Origin of the sequence: Janthinobacterium sp. UMAB-56, from assembly GCF_900095265.1 — a bacterium.
In the GTDB taxonomy this organism is placed as follows: domain Bacteria; phylum Pseudomonadota; class Gammaproteobacteria; order Burkholderiales; family Burkholderiaceae_D; genus Janthinobacterium.
This window is the reverse complement of record NZ_LT607653.1, coordinates 520753-539521: the sequence shown is the minus strand read 5'-3', so window position 1 is coordinate 539521 and position 18769 is coordinate 520753. Positions and strand designations below refer to the sequence as shown.

Sequence of the window (18769 nt, the reverse complement as noted above, 5' to 3'; positions counted from 1 at the left end):
ATGGGAACCTGGGCCCTTGATGCCTTCGGCAACGACTACGCCATGGATTGGGCGCAGGATTTGCACGAATATAAAACGCTGGAACTGGTCGAGACAACGCTCGACAACGTCATCGACAGCAGCGAAGCGGTGCTGGAAGCGCCGTTCGCCGCCGAAGCGCTAGCCGCGCTGGAAGTGATCGCGCGCCTGCTGGGCAAACCGGGCGAGGACGACCCGGCCACCGCAGAAGTGGACGCATGGGTCGCCGCCTGCAAGAAGAAGGTCACGCCGCCGCTGCTGGAAAAGGCGCGCCTGGCCTTCGACCGCATCATGGCGGAAGCGTCGGAACTGCGCCAGCTGTGGCAGGACAGCGAGCATTTCGCCGACTGGCAGAAGGACGTGGCGCACCTGCGCGGCCGCGTGCTGGGCCAGGACGCCTGAAACGTCGGGCAACGGCGCACTTCAACGTATTAAATTTGCATCAAAAGTGGGGAAATCCGGTATTGGCCCACTTTTGGTGTATCCTATATCCCTTCGCAACAACGGCTCACGCCTCCTATGCCCGAGCATCCTAGTGGCGTCAGAACTGACGTCAAGCCCCACCGGTCACTGTTTGAACGCCTGACCGCACTCATTTCCCCCGAGCCAGAGAACCGTGCAGAATTGCTCGATGTTCTACACGATGCGCATGAACGCAAGCTGATCGACGCCGACGCCCTGTCGATGATCGAAGGTGTGTTCCAGGTATCGGATCTCTGCGCGCGCGACATCATGATTCCCCGTTCGCAAATGGATGTCATCGACATCAGCAAGCCGATCGAGGAATGGATGCCGGAAGTCCTGTCCACGGCCCACTCGCGTTTTCCCGCGATCGAAGGCGAGCGAGACAAGGTCATCGGCATCCTGCTGGCGAAAGACTTGCTGCGTTATTACGCCGAAGAAACTTTCGACGTGCGCGACATGCTGCGCCCCGCCATCTTCATCCCCGAATCGAAACGCCTGAATGTGCTGCTGCGCGATTTCCGCGCCAACCACAATCACATGGCCATCGTCGTCGATGAATACAGCGGCGTCGCCGGCCTGATCACCATCGAAGACGTGCTGGAACAGATCGTCGGCGATATCGAGGACGAATACGATTTCGACGAAGCCGAGGATAATATCCTTTCGCTCAAGGAAGGCCAGTTCGGCCCCCGCTGGCGCGTCAAGGCACTGACCGAGATCGCACAGTTCAACGAAGAAGTAGGCAGCCACCTGGTGGACGACGACGTCGACACCATCGGCGGCCTGGTTTCCAAGTACCTGGGCCGCATGGCGCACAAGGGCGATATTTTCGACCTCGGCAATCTGCGCTTCGAGGTGCTGCGCGCCGATGCGCGCCAGGTGCACGTGCTGCTCGTCGAGCGCTTGCCCAACGTGCCGGAACTGGAACTCTGACATGCGCGTGCTGTAAATGCGTTTCAGACGCTTAGATCCCAACGCCCCCGCCAAACCGCCCCGCAGCACCTGGGCGCGCATGCTGACTGCTGCCGTTGCCGGCGCCGTCGCCGTGCTGGCGTTCGCCCCTTTCGGCTACTGGCCGCTGCAAATCCTCAGCCTGGGCGTGCTGTTCTACCAGGTGCTGCGCGCGGCGAACGTCAAGGCAGGCGCGCTGATCGGCTGGGCCTACGGCTTTGGCTGGTGCGCGGCCGGCACGCACTGGCTCTACATTTCCATGCACCGCTATGGCGACATGGCCGCGCCTATCGCGGCCATCGCGGTGGCCCTGCTGGCCCTCTTGATGGCCATCTATGTGGCCCTGGCCATGGGCGCGGCCGCCTGGCTGCGCCAGCGCTGGGTACTGTCCCTGCCCGCCATGACCCTGCTGGTGCTACCGGCCACGTGGACCCTGTTCGAATGGACGCGCGGCTGGCTGTTCACGGGTTTCCCATGGCTGGCCACAGGCTACGCCCACAATACGAGCCCGCTGGGCGGCTTTGCCCCCATCGTCGGCGCATATGGCCTGGGCTGGCTGGCTGCCCTGTCCGCCGGCGCCCTGCTGTTGCTGACCCACCGCACGCGCTGGACCGCGCTGGGCGGCGTCATCGCGCTGTACACGGCCGGCATCGGCTTACAGTACGTGAACTGGACGCATCCGGTCGGGCGTCCAATCACGGTGCGCCTGTTGCAGGGCAATGTGCCGCAGCAGCAGAAATTCGACCCCGGCTTCGTGCTGGGCGCGCTGCAGATGTACCAGAGCGCCATCACCAGCGCGCCGGCCGACCTGATCGCCACGCCGGAAACGGCCGTCACCGTGCTGCCGCACCAGCTGCCGCCCGGTTACCTCGATAGCCTGGGCACGTACGCCCAGCAGACGGGCAGCACGATTTTGCTCGGCATGCCCGTGCTCGACGAACAGCAGCGCTTCTACAATGCGGCCCTGGGCATCACGCCCAGCAGCACGCCGGGACCGTACTACCAGTACCGCAAGCACCATTTGGTGCCGTTCGGCGAATTCGTGCCGCCCGGCCTGCACTGGTTTGTCGCCATGATGGCCATCCCGCTGGGCGACATGGGCCGCGGCGCCGAGGTGCAGGCGCCGCTCCAGGTGCGCGACCAACTGGTGTTGCCGAATATCTGCTACGAAGACTTGTTTGGCGAGGAAATCGCCGGCCAGCTGGCCAGCGCCCACCGCCATGGCAAGCAGTCGGCGTCCGTGCTGCTCAATATCTCGAACCTGGCCTGGTTTGGCGACTCGATCGCCATTCCCCAGCATCTGCAGATTTCGCAGATGCGCAGCCTGGAAACGGGCCGCCCCATGCTGCGCTCGACCAACACGGGCGCCACCGCCGTCATCGACGGCAAGGGCGTGGTGCAAAGCCTGCTGCCGCCGGAACAGCAAGCCACCCTGGCGGCCAAGGTGCAGGGCATGGGCGGCATGACGCCATACATTCTGTATGGCAATAAACTGGTGCTGGCCCTGGCCGCACTGGCCCTGCTGGCGGCCTTCCTGCTGTCGCGCGCAACCCGCCGTGGCCGCGCCGCGCAGCAATAAGCGGCCGATATTGCCCGAAGAGTCACAGGGGGCCGGTAAAACCCGCTAAAATTAGCAAAACCCCGGCCCGGATGCTAGCCCAACAGCGTCCGGGCTTCAAGCAAACCTTAACAAAGCGCAGCCTCCCGCGCGGCGAACTCATACGATGCTCACATTTCAACAAATTATCCTGACCTTGCAAACCTATTGGGACAAGCAAGGTTGCGCCCTGCTCCAGCCTTACGACATGGAAGTCGGCGCCGGCACCTTCCACACCGGCACCTTCCTGCGCGCGATCGGCCCGGAACCCTGGCGCGCCGCGTATGTGCAGCCATCGCGCCGCCCGAAAGATGGCCGCTATGGCGAAAACCCGAACCGCATGCAGCACTACTACCAGTACCAGGTGGTCTTGAAGCCGGCGCCGGAAAACATCCTCGACCTGTATCTGGGTTCGCTGGCCGCGCTGGGCCTGGACTTGAAGCAGAATGACGTGCGCTTCGTCGAAGACGACTGGGAAAGCCCTACCCTGGGTGCCTGGGGCCTGGGCTGGGAAGTCTGGCTGAACGGCATGGAAGTGACCCAATTTACCTACTTCCAGCAAGTGGGCGGCCTCGATTGCAAGCCCGTGCTGGGCGAAATCACCTACGGCATCGAACGCCTGGCCATGTATCTGCAGGGCGTGGAAAACGTGTATGACCTGGTGTGGACGGAGTGGGAAGAAAATGGTGTCACCAAGAAGCTGACCTACGGCGACGTCTTCCACCAGAACGAGGTGGAACAATCGACCTACAACTTTGAACACGCGAACACGGACCTGCTGTTCGAACAGTTCGGCAACTATGAAGCGGAAGCGAAGCGCCTGATCGAGCTGCAACTGACCCTGCCTGCCTACGAAAAGATCATGAAGGCGTCACACAGCTTCAATATGCTCGATGCGCGTGGCGCCATCTCGGTGACGGAACGTGCCGCCTACATCGGCCGCGTACGCACCCTGTCGCGCCTGGTGGCGCAAGCGTATTACGACTCGCGCGAGCGCCTCGGTTTCCCGATGCTGCCCGCCGCAGAGCAAGCCGCCGCCGCTTAACTTCGAGCCTCCATCATTTGAGCCTCTACACCGCCGTACCAGACAAGAACACCATGAACCAAACACTGCTCATCGAACTGCTGACCGAAGAACTGCCGCCGAAAGCGCTGGCCAAACTGGGCGCAGCCTTCACGGCCGGCATCGTCAACGGCCTGAAAGCGCGCGACTTCCTGGAAGCCGACAGCGTCGCCACCAGCTATGCCTCGCCGCGCCGCCTGGCCGTTTCCATCACCAATGTGCGCGAAGTCTCGCCCGACAAATCCATCCGCGAAAAAGTCTTGCCCGTCTCCGTGGCGCTGGACGCGAACGGCAACGGCACGCCGCCGCTGGCCAAGAAACTGGCCGCGCTGGGCTTCCCCGAGCTTACCGTGGCCGAGCTGGAACGCGCCGCCGACGGCAAGGCCGAGAGCTTTTTCTACACCTACACGGCGCCGGGCAGCAAGCTGGAAACTGGCGCGCAAGCTGCCTTGATGGAGTCGGCCGCCAAGCTGCCGATTCCAAAGCTGATGAGCTATCAGCGCCCGGACGGCACAACCGTGCAATTCGTGCGCCCGGCCCACAGCCTGATCGCCCTGCATGGCATCAATATCCTGCCACTGACTCTGCTGGGACTCACCGCTGGCCGCACCACGCTGGGCCACCGCTTCCTCACGGACGGTGAGCCGATCACCATCGCGCACGCGGAAAACTATGCGCCGTCGCTGATCCTCAACGCCAGCGTCATCGCCAGCAACGAGGAACGCAAGGAACGCATCCGCGCCCAGTTGCTGGACAAGGCCGGTGCCGACCAGGTGCTGATGCCTGAAGCGCTGCTCGACGAAGTCACCGCGCTGGTCGAATGGCCGGTCGTGTATGAATGCCACTTCGAGGAAGAATTCCTGGCCGTGCCGCAGGAATGCCTGATCCTCACCATGCAGACGAACCAGAAGTATTTCGCCCTGACCGACAGCGAAGGCAAGCTGCGCTCGCGCTTCTTGATCGTCTCGAATATCGAGACTGACACGCCCGAGCACATCATCGGCGGCAACGAGCGCGTCGTACGCCCGCGCCTGTCCGACGCCAAGTTCTTCTTCGAGCAAGACAAGAAGAAGTCCCTGGCATCGCGTTTGCCGCTGCTGGCCAATGTCGTCTACCACAACAAGCTGGGCACACAAGCGGCACGCACAGAGCGCGTCAAGTCGCTGGCCGGCTCCATCGCCGCCAAGCTTGGTGGCGACGTGGCCCTGGCCGAACGTGGCGCCCTGCTGGCCAAGGCCGATCTGCTGACCGACATGGTCGGCGAATTCCCTGAACTGCAAGGCATCATGGGCACCTACTACGCGCGCCATGACGGCGAGCCGGAAGAAGTGGCGCTGGCCGCTTCCGAGCACTATCAGCCACGCTTTGCCGGCGACAGCCTGCCATCGACCGCCACCGGCACCGCCGTGGCCCTCGCCGACAAGCTCGAAACCCTGGTCGGCATCTGGTCCATCGGTCTGGCGCCCACGGGCGACAAGGACCCGTTCGCGCTGCGCCGCCACGCCCTGGGCGTGCTGCGCATGCTGCTGGAAAAACGCCTGCCACTGTCGATCCAGGGCTTGCTGGGCGACGCGGCCGCGCAATTTGCAGCCATTCCCGGCTTCAAGGACCCGGTCGTCGATGTCACCACCTTCATGCTGGAGCGCCTGCGCGGCATCCTGCGCGAGCGCGGTTTCTCGCCGAATGAAATCGAAGCCGTCGTGGCGCAGAATCCTGACCGCCTGGACGACATCGTGCAGCGCCTGGAAGCCGTGCAGGCGTTTGCCGCCCTGCCGGAAAGCGCCTCGCTCGCTGGCGCCAACAAGCGCATCACGAACATCCTGAAAAAGAACGAGGAAGCAGTCAGCCAGGTCGCCGCCGGCGGTGTCAACGTGGCCCTGCTGCAGGACGAAGCGGAGAAAAAACTCGCCGCCGCCGTCTCGCGCGTGCAGCCGGAAGTCGACGCGGCCTTTGCCAAGGGCGATTTCACCGGCACCCTGCAAACCCTGGCACAACTGCGCGACGACGTCGATGGCTTCTTCAATGACGTGATGGTGATGGCCGAGGATGTCGCCCTGCGCAACAACCGCCTGGCCCTGCTGTCGTCACTGCACGGCATGATGAACCGCGTGGCCGACATTTCGAAGCTGGCGGCATAATGGGCATTCCGGCGCTGAAACTGATTATTCTCGACCGCGACGGTGTCATTAATCATGACTCGCCGGATTTCATCAAGTCGCCTGCCGAATGGCTGCCTATCCCCGGTTCGCTCGAAGCGATCGCCCGCCTGAACCAGGCTGGCTATCGCGTGGTGATTGCCTCGAACCAGTCGGGCATCGCGCGCGAATACTTCGACATGACGGTGTTGAACGCGATCCACCAGAAGATGCACACCCTGGCGCAGCAGGTGGGCGCCGACATCGACGCCATCTTCTTTTGCCCGCATGCGGGCGCGGACAATTGCGACTGCCGCAAGCCGAAACCGGGCATGTTCCATGAAATTTCGCAGCGCTACAACACCAGCCTGAAAGGCGTGCCTACCATTGGCGATTCGCTGCGCGACCTGCAGGCCGGGTTCATCAGCGGCTGCGTGCCCTACCTGGTCTTGACGGGCAAGGGCGAAAAGACCAACGAGACGGGTGGCCTGCCGCCCGGCACCCAGGTCTTCCCCGACCTGGCCGCCGTCGTCAGCCACCTGCTCACGGCACCGGCGCCCACAGCGGCATTGAGTATCTAATCTTCGGAGAACCGCATTGCGTAATATTTCCCTGTTCCTGCGATCCCTGCTGTTCATGATCATCATGATCGTGGCCACCATCGTCTGGGCCTGCGTGTGCTTTTTTGCCGCGCCATTGAGCTACAACAAGCGCTATTGGGTCACCTCGCGCTGGAACGTGTTTATCCTGTGGTGTGCCAAGGTCATTTGCGGCATCCGCTATGAAGTCAAGGGCGCCGAGAACTTCCCCGATGCGCCGGCCATCGTGCTGTCGAAGCACCAGTCGGCATGGGAAACCATCTTCTTGCTGCCCAGCCTGCCCCGTCCGCTGGTGTATGTATTCAAGAAGGAGATCCTCTACATCCCCTTCTTCGGCTGGGCCATGGCGCTGCTGCGCATGATTCCCATCGATCGCAAGCAGGGCAAGCATGCGTTCAAGAGCGTGGTCGCGCATGGCAAGCGGCGCCTGGCCGATGGCCAATGGATTATCATGTTCCCGGAAGGCACCCGCATCCCCGTGGGCCAGGCGGGCAAGTACAAGAGCGGCGGCACGCGTTTGGCCATCGCTACCGGCGCCGTGGTGGTGCCGATTGCGCATAATTCAGGCGAGTGCTGGCCCAAGCAGTCATTCCTCAAACGCCCGGGACTGATCACCGTCTCGATAGGCAAACCGATTTCGCCGGAAGGGCAAACCCCGGACAGCATGATGCAACAGGTGGAAAATTGGATAGAATCAGAAATGCGCGTCATTTCGCCTCACGCCTACAACGCTGGCTAGACGGCATCAGCGCGGTCATCCAGGAGCCGACACTGCGCCAGCAGATGAAGACCATCAAGGTCGGCGACCAGCAACTGGATTTGTTCGCGCATGACGTCTCGACCAGCACGCCCCCGGCGGTGCGCCCCACGGCACCGCCAGCGCCGCCCGTGGCGCCACCTGTGGTGGCGCCCGAGCCACCCATCGTTCACCCTGCCCCGCCTCCCCTGCCTTCCCCGCCGCGCACCGCCGATGGCCCACCGCTGCGCCAGCTGCAGCTGGGCAGCCACCTCGTCGAATTTGCGCTGCGCCGCTCCACGCGCCGTTCCATCGGTTTCATGATCGACGATAACGGCCTGCGCGTGACCGCACCAAAGCGCGTCACCCTGGCCGAAATCGACAACGCCATCCGCGCCAAGCAGGGATGGATCGTCTCGAAGCTGCTGGAACGGGGCGAGCGCAAGGTGCAGCGCCAGCAGCGCCCACCCGTGGCATGGATCGATGGCGCCGTACTACCCTACCTCGGTGGCGAGATCACGTTGCGATTGCACCAGGCGCCGCGCCACCGCGCCAGCTTCCAGCGCGAGACGAATGAATTGCACGTATGGGTCACGCCCACGGGCAGCGAACAACAATTGAAGGAAAAAGTGAAGGGCTGGTTCCAGCACGAGGCACGCCAGCTGTTCGAAGCGCGCCTGGACCTGTATGCGGACAAGCTGGGCGTGCGCTACGAATCATTATCGCTATCCTCGGCCGGCACGCGCTGGGGCAGCTGCACCATCGAACGCAAGATCCGCCTGAACTGGCGCCTGATCCACTTCGCCCTGCCGCTCATCGACTACGTGGTGGCGCACGAACTGTCGCACCTGCTGGAAATGAACCACAGCCCCCGCTTCTGGGCCACCGTGGAATCGATTTATCCCGATTACGATGGCGCCAAGCAGGCGCTGAGAAAACGCTCGCAAGAGCTTCCTGTCCTGTTCAATTAAGCCGGCAGCAAAGGTTTGATCGCAGCGATCGTGCGCGGCGTGGCACCCCGGTGCTGGCTGGCAAACGCCAGCGCCTTTTGACCCATCGACGCTACACGTGCCGGGTCCTGCAGCAGTGCCGACGCCTGCGCCATCAGCGCGTCGGCGTCCGCTACCAGCGCGGCGCCGCCGGCGGCAATCGCCTGCTCGGTCACCAGCGCAAAGTTGAAGGTGTGGGGGCCGATCAATACGGGCTTGCCCAGGGCCGCCGGTTCGATCAGGTTTTGCCCGCCCAGCGGCAGCAGGCTGCCGCCCACGAAAGCGCAATCGCAGGCCGCATAATACGCAAACATCTCGCCCATCGAGTCGCCCAGCAGCACTTGCGTACCCGCCGCAACGACGTCGTCCTGCCCCAGGGCGGATCTGCGCTGTACGACCAGGCCCTGCGCCACGAGCATTTTTTCCACCTCGTCGAAGCGCTGTGGATGACGCGGCACGATCAGCAGCAGCGCATTCGCGGCCAGGCTGGCGCGGGTATAGGCATCGAGGATCAGCTGTTCTTCCCCTTCGCGCGTGCTGGCGCACAGCAGCACGGGACGTGCGCCGATGGCGCTGCGCAGCCAGGCGCCCGTCGCCAGCGCCGCCTCGGGCACGACGACGTCGAACTTGATGCTGCCCGTGACCACCACGTCTTGTACGCCCAGCTGGCGCACCCGCTCGGCGTCGTCCTGCGTTTGCGCCGCCACCAGGTTGATGCCGCGCGCCGCATCGGCGATGAGCTTACCCAGGCGCTGCGCCTTGCCCAGCGAGCGCTGCGAGAGGCGCGCGTTGGCCAGCACCACGGGCACGCCGTGGCGATTGCATTGATGGATCAGATTCGGCCACACTTCCGTCTCCATCAGGATGCAGATGCGCGGTGCAAAGTGACGAATGAAACTGGCCGGCATGGCGCCAGTGTCATACGGCAGATAGCTTTGCACCAGACGCGCGCCGTGTTTTGCGAACAGCGCCTTGCCCGTGGCGCGCCCCGTGGGCGTCATGTGCGTGAGGATGATGCGGCACGCGGGCCATGCGGCCAGCAGCGCTTCGACCAGCGGTTCGGCCGCACGCGTCTCGCCAACGGAGACGGCGTGCAGCCAGATGGTGTCCGCAGCGGGCGTCGGCTGGCGCCCGTAAAATCCCAGGCGCTCGCCCCAGTGCTGGCGGTAGCCGGGTTCCTGGCGTCCGCGCAGCCACAGCCGCGCCAATACCAGGGGCAAGGCCAGCCACCAGGCAAGGGTATAAAGAAGTCGCATGATTGTTTAACGTTGAAGTCAGGCGGGAGGATAGTCGGCCAGCAGGCGCTGTGCCGCGTTCAGCACGTCCGGCACGCCGGGCGGCGCGCCTTTGTCGCCCAGGTTGATGATTTTCGGCGACCAGTTGCCTTCCGTTTTCCATAGCGGCGAATCGGCATAGATTTCCACCGTCGGACGCACAAAGGCGGCGGCGATATGCGTCAGGCCCGTATCGACGCCGATCACCAGCGCCGCATGGCGCGCCAGCAGGGTGGCGTCGCCCATCGACAGCTTCGGCAGCACGCGCACGTTGGGCAGGCAGGTCGCCAGTTGTTCGGCTTCCGCCTTTTCCTTGGGCGAACCCCAGGGCAGCAGAATGGGCATGGGCGCGAGCGCATGGCCGAGGGCGATCCAGTTCTGCGCTGCCCATTTCTTGGCGTCGCGCGCCGTGCCGTGGAAATACACGCAGTATGGCGCCTCGCCCATCCAGTCCGGGCGCGGTTCGCTGCCTGACACCTCCGGCAAGCCGAAATCGGCCGGCGTGTCGACTGTGTAGCCGAGTGCCGCTCCGGCCACCAGGCGGCCGCGCGCTACCGCATGCGTGCGCGGGTCGAGTGCAATGCTTTTGGTATGAAACAGGCGCGAGATGCCTTCGTAGCCGGAGCCTTCGCTGCCATTCGCCAGGCCGACCTTCTGTCCGCCCGGCGCCAGGCGCGCGGCGCCCATGATGACGCCCGTCTTGAGCAAGCCCTGGGTATCGAACACATAATCGTAATGCGTCTGGCGCAGGCTGCGGAAGAAGGCGGCGATTTCTGCGCGCGTTTCTTTCTTGCCCAGGCTCTTGCGCCAGCGCCGCAGTGCAAACGGAAAAATGGTATTGACTCGAGGGTTCAGGCGAACCAGGCTGGTGTAGGCTTCCTCGACCACCCAGTCAATGGTCGCATCAGGACAATGAAGGGCGATGTCTGCCACCATCGGCAGGTTATGCAGCACGTCGCCCAGAGAAGATACCCGCACCAGCAGGATTTTCAAGGGCGCCCGTGCGCCAGGTTGACCGGCCATGCTGTCAGAACGGCAGAACGGCGTCAGGCTTGGCGGCCAGTATCACGCTCTTGAACTGTCCCTGGATGCGCGCCAGGGCTTGCGGCGTTTCCGCTTCGAAGCGCATGACGATTACCGGCGTGGTGTTCGACGAACGGGCCAGGCCGAAGCCGTCCGCGTATTCCACGCGCAAGCCGTCGATGGTGATGATCTGTTCATTGCCAGGGAAGACGGCATCGCGGCGCAGCATGTCCATCAGCGCGACATTCTCGCCCTCCTTCAGCTCCAGATGCAGTTCCGGCGTGCTGTCGGACTGCGGCAGGGAATTCAACAGGCTTGACGGATCGGCTTCGCGCGTGAGGATTTCCAGCAGGCGCGCGGCCGAATACAGGCCGTCGTCAAAACCGTACCAGCGGTCCTTGAAGAAGATATGGCCGCTCATTTCGCCGCCCAGCGGCGCCCCCGTCTCGCGCAGCTTGGCCTTCACCAGCGAGTGGCCCGTCTTGTACATCAGCGGCACGCCGCCATGCTTGCTGATCCACGGCGCCAGATGGCGCGTGCATTTCACGTCGTACAGGATTTGCGCACCCGGATGGCGGGTCAGCACGTCAGCCGCAAACAACATCATCTGGCGGTCAGGGTAGATGATCTGGCCATCCTTGGTGACCACACCCAGGCGGTCGCCGTCGCCGTCGAAGGCGATGCCGATTTCGGCATCCGTCTCGGCCAGGCAGCGGATCAGGTCTTGCAGGTTCTCCGGATGCGCCGGGTCCGGGTGGTGATTGGGGAAATTGCCATCGACGTCGCAGAACAGTTCGATGACTTCGCAGCCCATGCCGCGGAACAGGTCGCCCGCGAACGCGCCGGCCACGCCATTGCCGCAGTCGACGGCGATCTTGATCGGGCGCGCCAGCTTGACGTCGCCCAGGATGCGCTCCAGGTAGGCGGCACGAATATCGTGCGTGGCATATGCTCCCGGCTTAGCGCTGGTGCTGCCGTCGTGGGCCTCGATGCTGTGGTACAGCGCCTGAATCGCTTCGCCGTGAATCGCTTCGCCGGCCAGTACCATCTTGAAACCGTTGTAGTCGGGTGGATTATGGCTGCCCGTGACCATGATGCCGGAACGCGTGTCGAGCACATTCGTGCCGAAGTAGACCATCGGCGTGGCTACCACGCCCAGGTCGATCACGTCGACGCCTGCCGCCTGCAAGCCCTGCGCCAGCGCCGCCGTCAATTCAGGCCCCGAAAGACGGCCATCGCGGCCGATCACGACCCGCTGCTCGCCCTTGGCCAGGGCGGCCTGGCCAAATGCCTGACCGATCTTGTGCGCCACGCTGGCATCGAGGGTTTTAGCGATGATGCCGCGAATATCGTAGGCCTTGAAGATCGTTCTGGACAATGGAAGCATAATGTAGACGCTATAAGTAAGGGTATCAATAAGGTGCCTGGCGAGTTGCAACGCGCAACTGACAGCTTGCTACTGCGCCAAGAGTATACCGAATTATACGCGCAGCAGATCGATCGACTTGCCCGATTCCACCCATTGTTTGACCCACAGCGGCTGGCGGCCACGACCTGTCCATTGCTCGGTCGCATTATCAGGATGGCGGTAACGCACCGCGACTTTGCCCGTGCGCGGATGCAAGCCATCGAGTATCAGCTGTTTCAGCGGAATGCCCGCTTGCTGTGCGATGGCCATGATCTGTTCGCGCGCCTTGTTCAAGTCTTCGCGCTCGCGGCTGTTCAATTCCTGCTTGACATTATCTTCCAGCTTGCGCAATTCCAGCATCGTCATCGTTGACAGATCCATCCGGTACATCCTTTACATTGGGAAATATTAAAATAAGCGTGAAATATACTACATTGTATAAACATCCGCGCACCGTTGCATAATCCATCGCCGTTTGAATCACCGCCATCGATATATTTATCTGCGCAACATTAAGATTAAATGAGGAATATGTCGAAAGCGCGCGTGGAAAATGAATGCGCGTGGGTGAGTGGCATTCCAGCATGCGCGCGCACGCCGCTTGCAAAGCTGACATGGTGCGGTTATCGATTCCGATAAACACGCTGGCCGATTATGATCCATATACGTCGACGGGAAATGCAGCCCGATTAAATCCCGCTGCGGCATAATCGGCAGCCGATATTTCCCCGCATGCTGCCTGTGCATGCAAGCGGGCACGGGCCGGCAATGTGCCCAACCTCAAACGACTGGCATGCTTATAATGCCTGCGCGTAGTTCACTTTAACCCGGCACATATGAAAACTTACTTTATCGGCGATCTGCAAGGCTGCCATGCACAAACCATCGAACTGATCGAACGCATCCAGGCGGCAGCGGATGGTCCATACCGCCTGCTGTTCGCGGGCGACTTGGTCAACCGCGGCCCGGCCTCGCTGGCCACCCTGCGCCACGTGCGTGCGCTGGCGCAGCAGGGCCTGGCCGACAGCGTCCTGGGCAACCATGACTTGCACCTGCTGGCCGTGGCCAACGGCATCCGGCCCGAGCATGCGTCCGATACGCTGGCCGAGATCCTCGACGCGCCCGACCGCGAGGAGTTGATCACCTGGCTGCGCCAGCGGCCACTGGCACTGGAACACGACGGCCATGTGCTCGTGCATGCGGGCTTGCTGCCGCAATGGAGCACGGCCCAGGCCCTGTCACTGAGCGGGGAAGTGTCCGCCATGCTGAGCAGCGACGGCTGGGTGGCGTTCCTGCGCAACATGTACGGCAACGAGCCGGCCGCCTGGCGCGACGACCTGCAGGGCGCCGACCGGCTGCGCTGCATCGTCAACGCCATGACGCGGCTGCGCTTTTGCACGCCGGACGGCGTGATGGACTTCAAGATGAAGGAGAGCGGCAGTGCGCCGCCGGGCTCCGGGCTGCTGCCCTGGTTCGACGTGCCAGGCAGGCGCAGCGCGGGCGACACCATCGTCTTCGGCCACTGGTCGGCGCTGGGACTGCAGTTGCGTCCCAACCTGATCGGCCTCGATAGCGGCTGCGTGTGGGGCGGAAAACTGTCGGCTGTATGCCTGGAAGACCGCTCGCTGCTGCAAGTCGATTGTCCCGCCTTCCTGCAGCACGGTGGCAAGCGCTAAGTGGCAAGCAAGGCGCGCATATGCTTAGTCGAAATCGGTCGTTTGCCTTGCCGCGCAAGGCCCGTATGATGCAGCTTTTGCCTTTGCGATCCCATGCATCCTGATACCGACAGACTGGCGCGCTGGCTGCTCGGCAGCCTGGAACTCGACACCGCCGTCCTGCATGTGGGCCAGTACTGCGGCCGCTGGCGCGCTTCCACGGCGGGCCGGGAACTGGGCAGCTTTCACCTGGTGCTCGATGGCCAATGCTATTTGCACCTCGACGGGGCGGCGCCGATTGCGCTCGGCCCGCGCGACGGCGTTTTCCTGCTGCGCGACCTGCCGCACTTCCTCAGTCCCCACCGCGACCCGCTGCAGGCGGTCAGCGCGCAAGCCATGCTGCCGCTGCAATCGCCCGTGGAGCCGTCGGCGACGGCGCTGGCCTGCGGCTTCTTTCAATTTCGCGGCGCCCTCTCGGCGCTGATCGTTGACTCCTTCCCGCCTTATCTGCTGATACGCGGCGACGCGCCCGCCTTCAGCGCCGCCGCCGCGCTGTTCGACCTGATTCTGGCCGAGGCGGGCGGCGATCCCGAGCAACCGTCGCCGCTCATCGCGCGCCTGGTCGAACTGCTGTTCTTTTACCTGATCCGCCATGTGGCGCAGGGTGAGCAAGTGGCAGCCGGCCTGCTGTCGCTGCTGCACCAGCCCGCATTTTCGCCGCTGCTCGAACGCATGCTCGACGCCCCCGCCGACGACTGGTCGATCGAGAACATGGCCAAGGCCGCCTGCATGTCGCGCGCCAGCTTCTGCAAGCATTTCGCCAGCGCCAGCGGCCATTCGCCGGCCCAGTTCCTGCTCCTGCTGCGCATGAAGATCGCGGCGCGGCGCCTGCACGATGGCATCTCCGTCGAACGCGTTGCAGAACTGGTGGGCTACCGCTCGCACGCCGCCTTTACGCGCGCCTTCAAGCGGGTCACGGGCGAACAGCCAGGCGCCTACCGGCGCGACCAGCGCCAGCGCCAGCTGGCAAACTGAGGTCAAGGTTAGCGCAATCAAAGACGAACGAGCAAAAAAGGACGACGCTGACGTCTGTTGCCTGCACGGCATGGCCGATATAATGGCCGGGTGACTTTCTAACTTAGCAAGGTACCCCATGTCCCGTCTGACGCTGCACACTCTTGATACCGCCCCGGCCGATAGCCGCCCCTTCGTGGAAAAGGCTATCGCCAACAATGGCTACCTGCCCAACCTGATCGGCGTACTGGCCAACGCGCCACTGGCCCTGGAAACCTATCTGACCGTTTCCGGCATCAATGCACGTGCCAGCTTGAGCCTGATGGAGCGCGAAGTGGTGCAAATCACCGCCGCGCGCATCCACGGCTGCGATTTCTGCATCGCCGGCCATAGCGCCATTTCGCTGAAAAAAGCCGGCCAGACGCCCGATATTGTGCGCGCCCTGCAGCATGGCCAGGCGACCGGTGACGTCAAACTCGATGCCGTCGCCGCCTTCGCCACGGCCGTCATCGCCACGCGCGGCGCCGTCAGCGACGCCGCCTATCAAGCCTTCCTGGCGGCCGGTTACAACGAGCAGCAGGCGCTGGAAGTGGTGCTGGGCATCAGCCTGGCCACCCTGTGCAATTTCTCCAACAGCCTGGCAGGCACGCCCGTCAATGCGCAATTGACGCCCTACTTGCCTGGCGCCGTCTGACATGGGCCACCTCAATCACTGGCTGCAGATGCACGCCGACCAGCTCGACCAATCGTCAGCACTGGCTGAAGCCGTTTTGCCGGCCCTCGCTGGCGACCAGCTGCTGGCCATCGGCGTGCCGCAGGAACACGGTGGCGCGGGCGGCGACGTGCGCGACGCCATCGACGCCATCGCCAACGTGGCCGGGCAATCGGTGACGGCAGCTTTTGTATTCTGGGGCCAGCGCTGCTTCATCGAATTCCTGCTGCAAAGCGAGAACCGTGCGCTGGCCGAGCGCCGCCTGCCAGGCCTGCTGGCAGGCACGCAGGCAGGCGCCAGCGGTTTGTCGAACGCCATGAAATTCTTGTCCGGTATCGAGCAACTGCAAATCACGGGCGCGCGCCAGGAAGACGGCTTGCTGATCGATGGCGGCCTGGCCTGGGTGACGAACTTGCGCAAGGCGGGCTTTGTCGCCGCCGCCGCCGTGGCGCCGGACGACGGCGCGCCCCCCGTCATCGTCGCCTTTGACAGCAGCACGGCAGGCGTCAAGCGCAGCGACGACCTGGACCTGATCGCCCTGCGCGGCAGCAATACGGCCTCCGTCAAGCTGGCGCAGGTACACATCCCCGCCGCCGACATCATCAGCGACAACGCGCCGGCCTGGCTGCCGCAGGTGCGCCCATCATTCCTCGGCATGCAGTGCGGCCTGTCAATCGGCCTGGCGCGCGCCAGCCTGACGCAGGCGGCGCAAATTTCCGCCGGCTCGCGCAACCAGCTCACGCCGCGCATCGAAGCGCTGCAAGCTACGCTGGAGGCGGCTGTTGCCACCCTGCTGGCCGGCGTGCACGATGGCCGCTTCAAGACACAGGCGCCGGCCATGTTCCGCCTGCGCATACAGCTGGCCGACGTGCTGCAGCAGGCACTGATGCTGGAACTGCAAGCCATGGGCGGGCGCGCCTACCTGAACGCCGAACAGCAGGGCTTTGCCCGCCGCTGGCGCGAATCGTCGTTCATCCCCATCGTTACCCCCAGCCTGACGCAGTTGCAATCGGCCTTGCAGCTGTTCGACAGCCAGCAGGCGGCAGCGGGAGCCCCGGCATGACCGCAGCGGTGGAAGCGCAAGACTGGGCACTGCAGGCGCGCGATCTCAGTTACGCCTATCCGGGCACGGCGCCTGTGTTCCAGCACGTCTCGCTGGGCGTGCGCAAGCGCGAAATCGTCTGCCTGCTGGGCGGCAGCGGCTGCGGCAAATCGAGCCTGCTGCGCGTGCTGGCCGGCTTGCAGCCGCCATCGACGGGCGATATCCAGTTTCTCGACGCACCCATGCGCGAACCGGACCCGCGCAGCGCCCTCGTCTTCCAGCAAGCCAGTTTGCTCCCCTGGCTGAACGTCACGGGCAACGCCGGCTTCGGCCTCGACTTCAAGCACCAGCCGCAGCTCACGCGTGAGGCGCACCAGGCGCGCGTGGCGCAAGCCATCGACGCGGTGGGCCTGAAGGGGCGCGAAAAACTGTATCCGTCCGCGCTCTCGGGCGGCATGGCGCAGCGCGTGGCGCTGGCCCGTGCGCTGGCGCGCGAACCGGAACTACTGTTCGCCGATGAACCATTTTCCGCCCTCGACGCCATCACCCGCGCCGAGATGCAATCGCTGCTGGTCGACGTGGTGCACCGCTGGCACACGGCCGTGCTGCTCGTCACCCACGATATCGATGAAGCCATCCTGGTGGCCGACCGCATCTTGCTGATGGGAGGCAGGCCCGGCAACATCGTGCGCGAATGGCCCGTCGCCATCGCCCAGCCGCGCATTGGCCACAGCGCCGAGGTGATCGCCCTCAAGATGGACATCCTCGACGCCCTGCAGGCGCTGCAAAAGCAAGATCAAACGCCCGCCTTTGCTCCCAATTAATCGACCGGAACTTTCCCATGACATTCGAAGATCAAAACAAACCCCTGCACATCTGCGCCTCGTCCGATTGCGACTGCGGCCTGACGCGGCGCGACTTCCTGCGCATGTCGGCGCTGGCCACGGCCAGCGTCGCCTCGCCCCTGCTGTTCGCCGGCGACGCCATGGCACAGCAGGGCCCGAAAGGCGATGACCAGCCCGTAAAAATCGGCTACCTGCCGATTACCGACGCCACCCCGCTGCTCGTCGCCCACGCCCGCAAGCTGTTTGAAGCGGAAGGCTTGCAGGCGGAAACGCCGCGCCTGTTCCGCAGCTGGGCGCAGATCATCGAAGCCTTCGTAGCCGGCCAGGTCAACGTCATCCATCTGCTGTCGCCGGCCACGCTGTGGGTGCGCTACGGCGCCAAGTTCCCCGCGAAAGTCGTCGCCTGGAACCATGTCAACGGTTCCGCGCTGACGGTGGCCAACGAGATCAACAAGGTCTCCGAACTGGGTGGACGCACGGTCGCGATTCCATTCTGGTACTCGATCCACAACATCCTGCTGCAGCAAATCCTGACCTCGAATGGCCTGACCCCGGTCACGCGCGCGCGCAATGCAGCCATCAAACCGAATGAAGTCAACCTGATCGTGCTGGCACCGGCCGAAATGGTCTCGGCCCTGGCCAGCAAGTCCATCGCCGGCTACATCGTGGCCGAACCGTTCAATGCGGCGGCGGAAAACGCCGGCATCGGCAAGATCCTGCGTTTCTCCGGCGACGTGTGGAAAAACCATGCGTGCTGCGTCACCTTCCTGTCCGAGCGCGACATCAATACGCGTCCCGAATGGGCGCAGAAAGTCACCAACGCCATCGTCAAGGCGCAGCTATGGACGCGCTCGAACCAGGTCGACACGGCCAAGCTGCTGTCGAACGTGGGCGAGCACCGCTACACGCCGCATCCGCTGCAAGTGCTGACCAAGGTGCTGGCCACCAGCGATTACGCCGGCTACGAAAAGCAGGGCTTGATCGTGCACAAGAACTGGCAGCAGCGCCGCATCGACTTCCAGCCCTATCCGTTTGCCTCGTACACGGAAGAGCTGGTGCGCGCCATCGGCCGCACCAAGGTCGAAGGCGATACGCGCTTCCTGGCCAAGCTCGATCCGAAGTTCGCCGCGCGCGACCTGGTCGATGACCGCTTCGTGCGCAAGGCCATCACGGCCGTTGGAGGCCCGGCCGCCTTCGGCTTGCCGGCCAACCTGCTGCGCAGCGAAACCGTGGCGGTCTGACG

The 18769-nt window shown here is 63.8% G+C and carries 18 protein-coding genes; 14 read left to right on the top strand and 4 right to left on the bottom strand.

The annotated features are described in order from the left end of the window. From K0F85_RS08385 to K0F85_RS08350, 8 genes are all read left to right on the top strand, one after another. A complete protein-coding gene (locus K0F85_RS08385; protein WP_219115563.1) occupies positions 1–420 on the top strand; it encodes a DUF4259 domain-containing protein in 420 nt (139 codons plus the stop codon). A gap of 117 nt (positions 421–537) precedes the next feature. Continuing rightward, positions 538–1416 (top strand): HlyC/CorC family transporter, encoded by an 879-nt coding sequence (locus K0F85_RS08380; protein WP_219115562.1) that lies wholly within the window; start codon positions 538–540, stop codon positions 1414–1416. A gap of 79 nt (positions 1417–1495) precedes the next feature. Continuing rightward, complete coding sequence (gene lnt / locus K0F85_RS08375) at positions 1496–3013, top strand: apolipoprotein N-acyltransferase (protein ID WP_219115561.1); 1518 nt, start codon at positions 1496–1498, stop codon at positions 3011–3013. Positions 3014–3158: 145 nt separating this feature from the next. Continuing rightward, complete coding sequence (gene glyQ, locus K0F85_RS08370) at positions 3159–4076, top strand: glycine--tRNA ligase subunit alpha (RefSeq protein WP_219115560.1); 918 nt, start codon at positions 3159–3161, stop codon at positions 4074–4076. A gap of 53 nt (positions 4077–4129) precedes the next feature. Next, the gene (glyS, locus tag K0F85_RS08365) at positions 4130–6232 is read left to right on the top strand and encodes a glycine--tRNA ligase subunit beta (protein WP_219115559.1); all 2103 of its coding nucleotides are present in this window, start codon (positions 4130–4132) and stop codon (positions 6230–6232) included. After that, entirely contained in the window at positions 6232–6810 is a 579-nt protein-coding gene (gene gmhB, locus K0F85_RS08360) for a D-glycero-beta-D-manno-heptose 1,7-bisphosphate 7-phosphatase (RefSeq protein WP_219115558.1), read from the top strand. The genes glyS and gmhB overlap by 1 nt, the downstream gene beginning before the upstream one ends. A 16-nt stretch (positions 6811–6826) precedes the next feature. Beyond that, complete coding sequence (locus K0F85_RS08355) at positions 6827–7567, top strand: 1-acyl-sn-glycerol-3-phosphate acyltransferase (protein WP_034746739.1); 741 nt, start codon at positions 6827–6829, stop codon at positions 7565–7567. A 44-nt stretch (positions 7568–7611) separates the two neighbouring features. Next, entirely contained in the window at positions 7612–8535 is a 924-nt protein-coding gene (locus K0F85_RS08350) for a M48 family metallopeptidase (RefSeq protein ID WP_219115629.1), read from the top strand. Here the strand turns inward: K0F85_RS08350 and waaA are convergent. The 4 genes from waaA to K0F85_RS08330 all read right to left on the bottom strand — a co-directional run bounded on the left by waaA (position 8532) and on the right by K0F85_RS08330 (position 12639). Next, the gene (waaA, locus tag K0F85_RS08345; protein ID WP_219115557.1) at positions 8532–9809 is read right to left on the bottom strand and encodes a lipid IV(A) 3-deoxy-D-manno-octulosonic acid transferase; all 1278 of its coding nucleotides are present in this window, start codon (positions 9807–9809) and stop codon (positions 8532–8534) included. The two genes, K0F85_RS08350 and waaA, sit on opposite strands and share 4 nt — an antisense overlap. Before the next feature lie 18 nt (positions 9810–9827). Then, positions 9828–10850: a lipopolysaccharide heptosyltransferase I gene (gene waaC, locus K0F85_RS08340; RefSeq protein WP_219115556.1), complete on the bottom strand. Its 1023-nt coding sequence runs from the start codon at positions 10848–10850 to the stop codon at positions 9828–9830. Between the two features lie 4 nt (positions 10851–10854). Continuing rightward, positions 10855–12237 (bottom strand): phosphomannomutase/phosphoglucomutase, encoded by a 1383-nt coding sequence (locus tag K0F85_RS08335; protein ID WP_219115555.1) that lies wholly within the window; start codon positions 12235–12237, stop codon positions 10855–10857. Positions 12238–12330: 93 nt separating this feature from the next. Continuing rightward, positions 12331–12639, bottom strand: a complete 309-nt coding sequence (locus K0F85_RS08330) for an H-NS family nucleoid-associated regulatory protein (protein ID WP_102293931.1) — start codon at positions 12637–12639, stop codon at positions 12331–12333. Positions 12640–13094: 455 nt separating this feature from the next. On the opposite strand from K0F85_RS08330, the gene K0F85_RS08325 reads away from it, so the two are divergent. The 6 genes from K0F85_RS08325 to K0F85_RS08300 all read left to right on the top strand — a co-directional run bounded on the left by K0F85_RS08325 (position 13095) and on the right by K0F85_RS08300 (position 18767). Further along, positions 13095–13934 carry a symmetrical bis(5'-nucleosyl)-tetraphosphatase gene (locus K0F85_RS08325; protein ID WP_219115554.1) on the top strand — a complete coding sequence of 280 codons (840 nt, stop codon included), beginning with the start codon at positions 13095–13097 and terminating at the stop codon, positions 13932–13934. 93 nt (positions 13935–14027) lie between these two features. Further along, positions 14028–14948 (top strand): AraC family transcriptional regulator, encoded by a 921-nt coding sequence (locus K0F85_RS08320; RefSeq protein ID WP_219115553.1) that lies wholly within the window; start codon positions 14028–14030, stop codon positions 14946–14948. A 118-nt stretch (positions 14949–15066) separates the two neighbouring features. Continuing rightward, positions 15067–15621 (top strand): carboxymuconolactone decarboxylase family protein, encoded by a 555-nt coding sequence (locus K0F85_RS08315; RefSeq protein ID WP_219115552.1) that lies wholly within the window; start codon positions 15067–15069, stop codon positions 15619–15621. A 1-nt stretch (position 15622) separates the two neighbouring features. Beyond that, positions 15623–16702, top strand: a complete 1080-nt coding sequence (locus tag K0F85_RS08310) for an acyl-CoA dehydrogenase family protein (RefSeq protein WP_219115551.1) — start codon at positions 15623–15625, stop codon at positions 16700–16702. Then, positions 16699–17505, top strand: coding sequence for an ABC transporter ATP-binding protein (locus K0F85_RS08305; RefSeq protein WP_219115550.1), 807 nt, complete (start codon positions 16699–16701; stop codon positions 17503–17505). Before K0F85_RS08310 ends, K0F85_RS08305 begins: the two co-directional genes overlap by 4 nt. A gap of 17 nt (positions 17506–17522) precedes the next feature. Beyond that, positions 17523–18767: an ABC transporter substrate-binding protein gene (locus K0F85_RS08300; RefSeq protein WP_219115549.1), complete on the top strand. Its 1245-nt coding sequence runs from the start codon at positions 17523–17525 to the stop codon at positions 18765–18767. The last annotated feature ends 2 nt before the right edge of the window (positions 18768–18769 follow it).

Bases quoted from the DNA above. Each gene is read 5' to 3' on its own strand.
- waaC (WP_219115556.1), bottom strand. From the start codon at position 10,850: ATGGCCGGTCAACCTGGCGCACGGGCGCCCTTGAAAATCCTGCTGGTG.
- K0F85_RS08385 (WP_219115563.1), top strand. From the start codon at position 1: ATGGGAACCTGGGCCCTTGATGCCTTCGGCAACGACTACGCCATGGAT.
- glyS (WP_219115559.1), top strand. From the start codon at position 4,130: ATGAACCAAACACTGCTCATCGAACTGCTGACCGAAGAACTGCCGCCG.
- K0F85_RS08305 (WP_219115550.1), top strand. From the start codon at position 16,699: ATGACCGCAGCGGTGGAAGCGCAAGACTGGGCACTGCAGGCGCGCGAT.
- K0F85_RS08300 (WP_219115549.1), top strand. From the start codon at position 17,523: ATGACATTCGAAGATCAAAACAAACCCCTGCACATCTGCGCCTCGTCC.
- K0F85_RS08330 (WP_102293931.1), bottom strand. From the start codon at position 12,639: ATGGATCTGTCAACGATGACGATGCTGGAATTGCGCAAGCTGGAAGAT.
- lnt (WP_219115561.1), top strand. From the start codon at position 1,496: ATGCTGACTGCTGCCGTTGCCGGCGCCGTCGCCGTGCTGGCGTTCGCC.
- K0F85_RS08325 (WP_219115554.1), top strand. From the start codon at position 13,095: ATGAAAACTTACTTTATCGGCGATCTGCAAGGCTGCCATGCACAAACC.
- K0F85_RS08310 (WP_219115551.1), top strand. From the start codon at position 15,623: ATGGGCCACCTCAATCACTGGCTGCAGATGCACGCCGACCAGCTCGAC.
- waaA (WP_219115557.1), bottom strand. From the start codon at position 9,809: ATGCGACTTCTTTATACCCTTGCCTGGTGGCTGGCCTTGCCCCTGGTA.
- K0F85_RS08315 (WP_219115552.1), top strand. From the start codon at position 15,067: ATGTCCCGTCTGACGCTGCACACTCTTGATACCGCCCCGGCCGATAGC.
- K0F85_RS08350 (WP_219115629.1), top strand. From the start codon at position 7,612: ATGAAGACCATCAAGGTCGGCGACCAGCAACTGGATTTGTTCGCGCAT.
- glyQ (WP_219115560.1), top strand. From the start codon at position 3,159: ATGCTCACATTTCAACAAATTATCCTGACCTTGCAAACCTATTGGGAC.
- K0F85_RS08320 (WP_219115553.1), top strand. From the start codon at position 14,028: ATGCATCCTGATACCGACAGACTGGCGCGCTGGCTGCTCGGCAGCCTG.
- K0F85_RS08380 (WP_219115562.1), top strand. From the start codon at position 538: ATGCCCGAGCATCCTAGTGGCGTCAGAACTGACGTCAAGCCCCACCGG.
- K0F85_RS08335 (WP_219115555.1), bottom strand. From the start codon at position 12,237: ATGCTTCCATTGTCCAGAACGATCTTCAAGGCCTACGATATTCGCGGC.
- gmhB (WP_219115558.1), top strand. From the start codon at position 6,232: ATGGGCATTCCGGCGCTGAAACTGATTATTCTCGACCGCGACGGTGTC.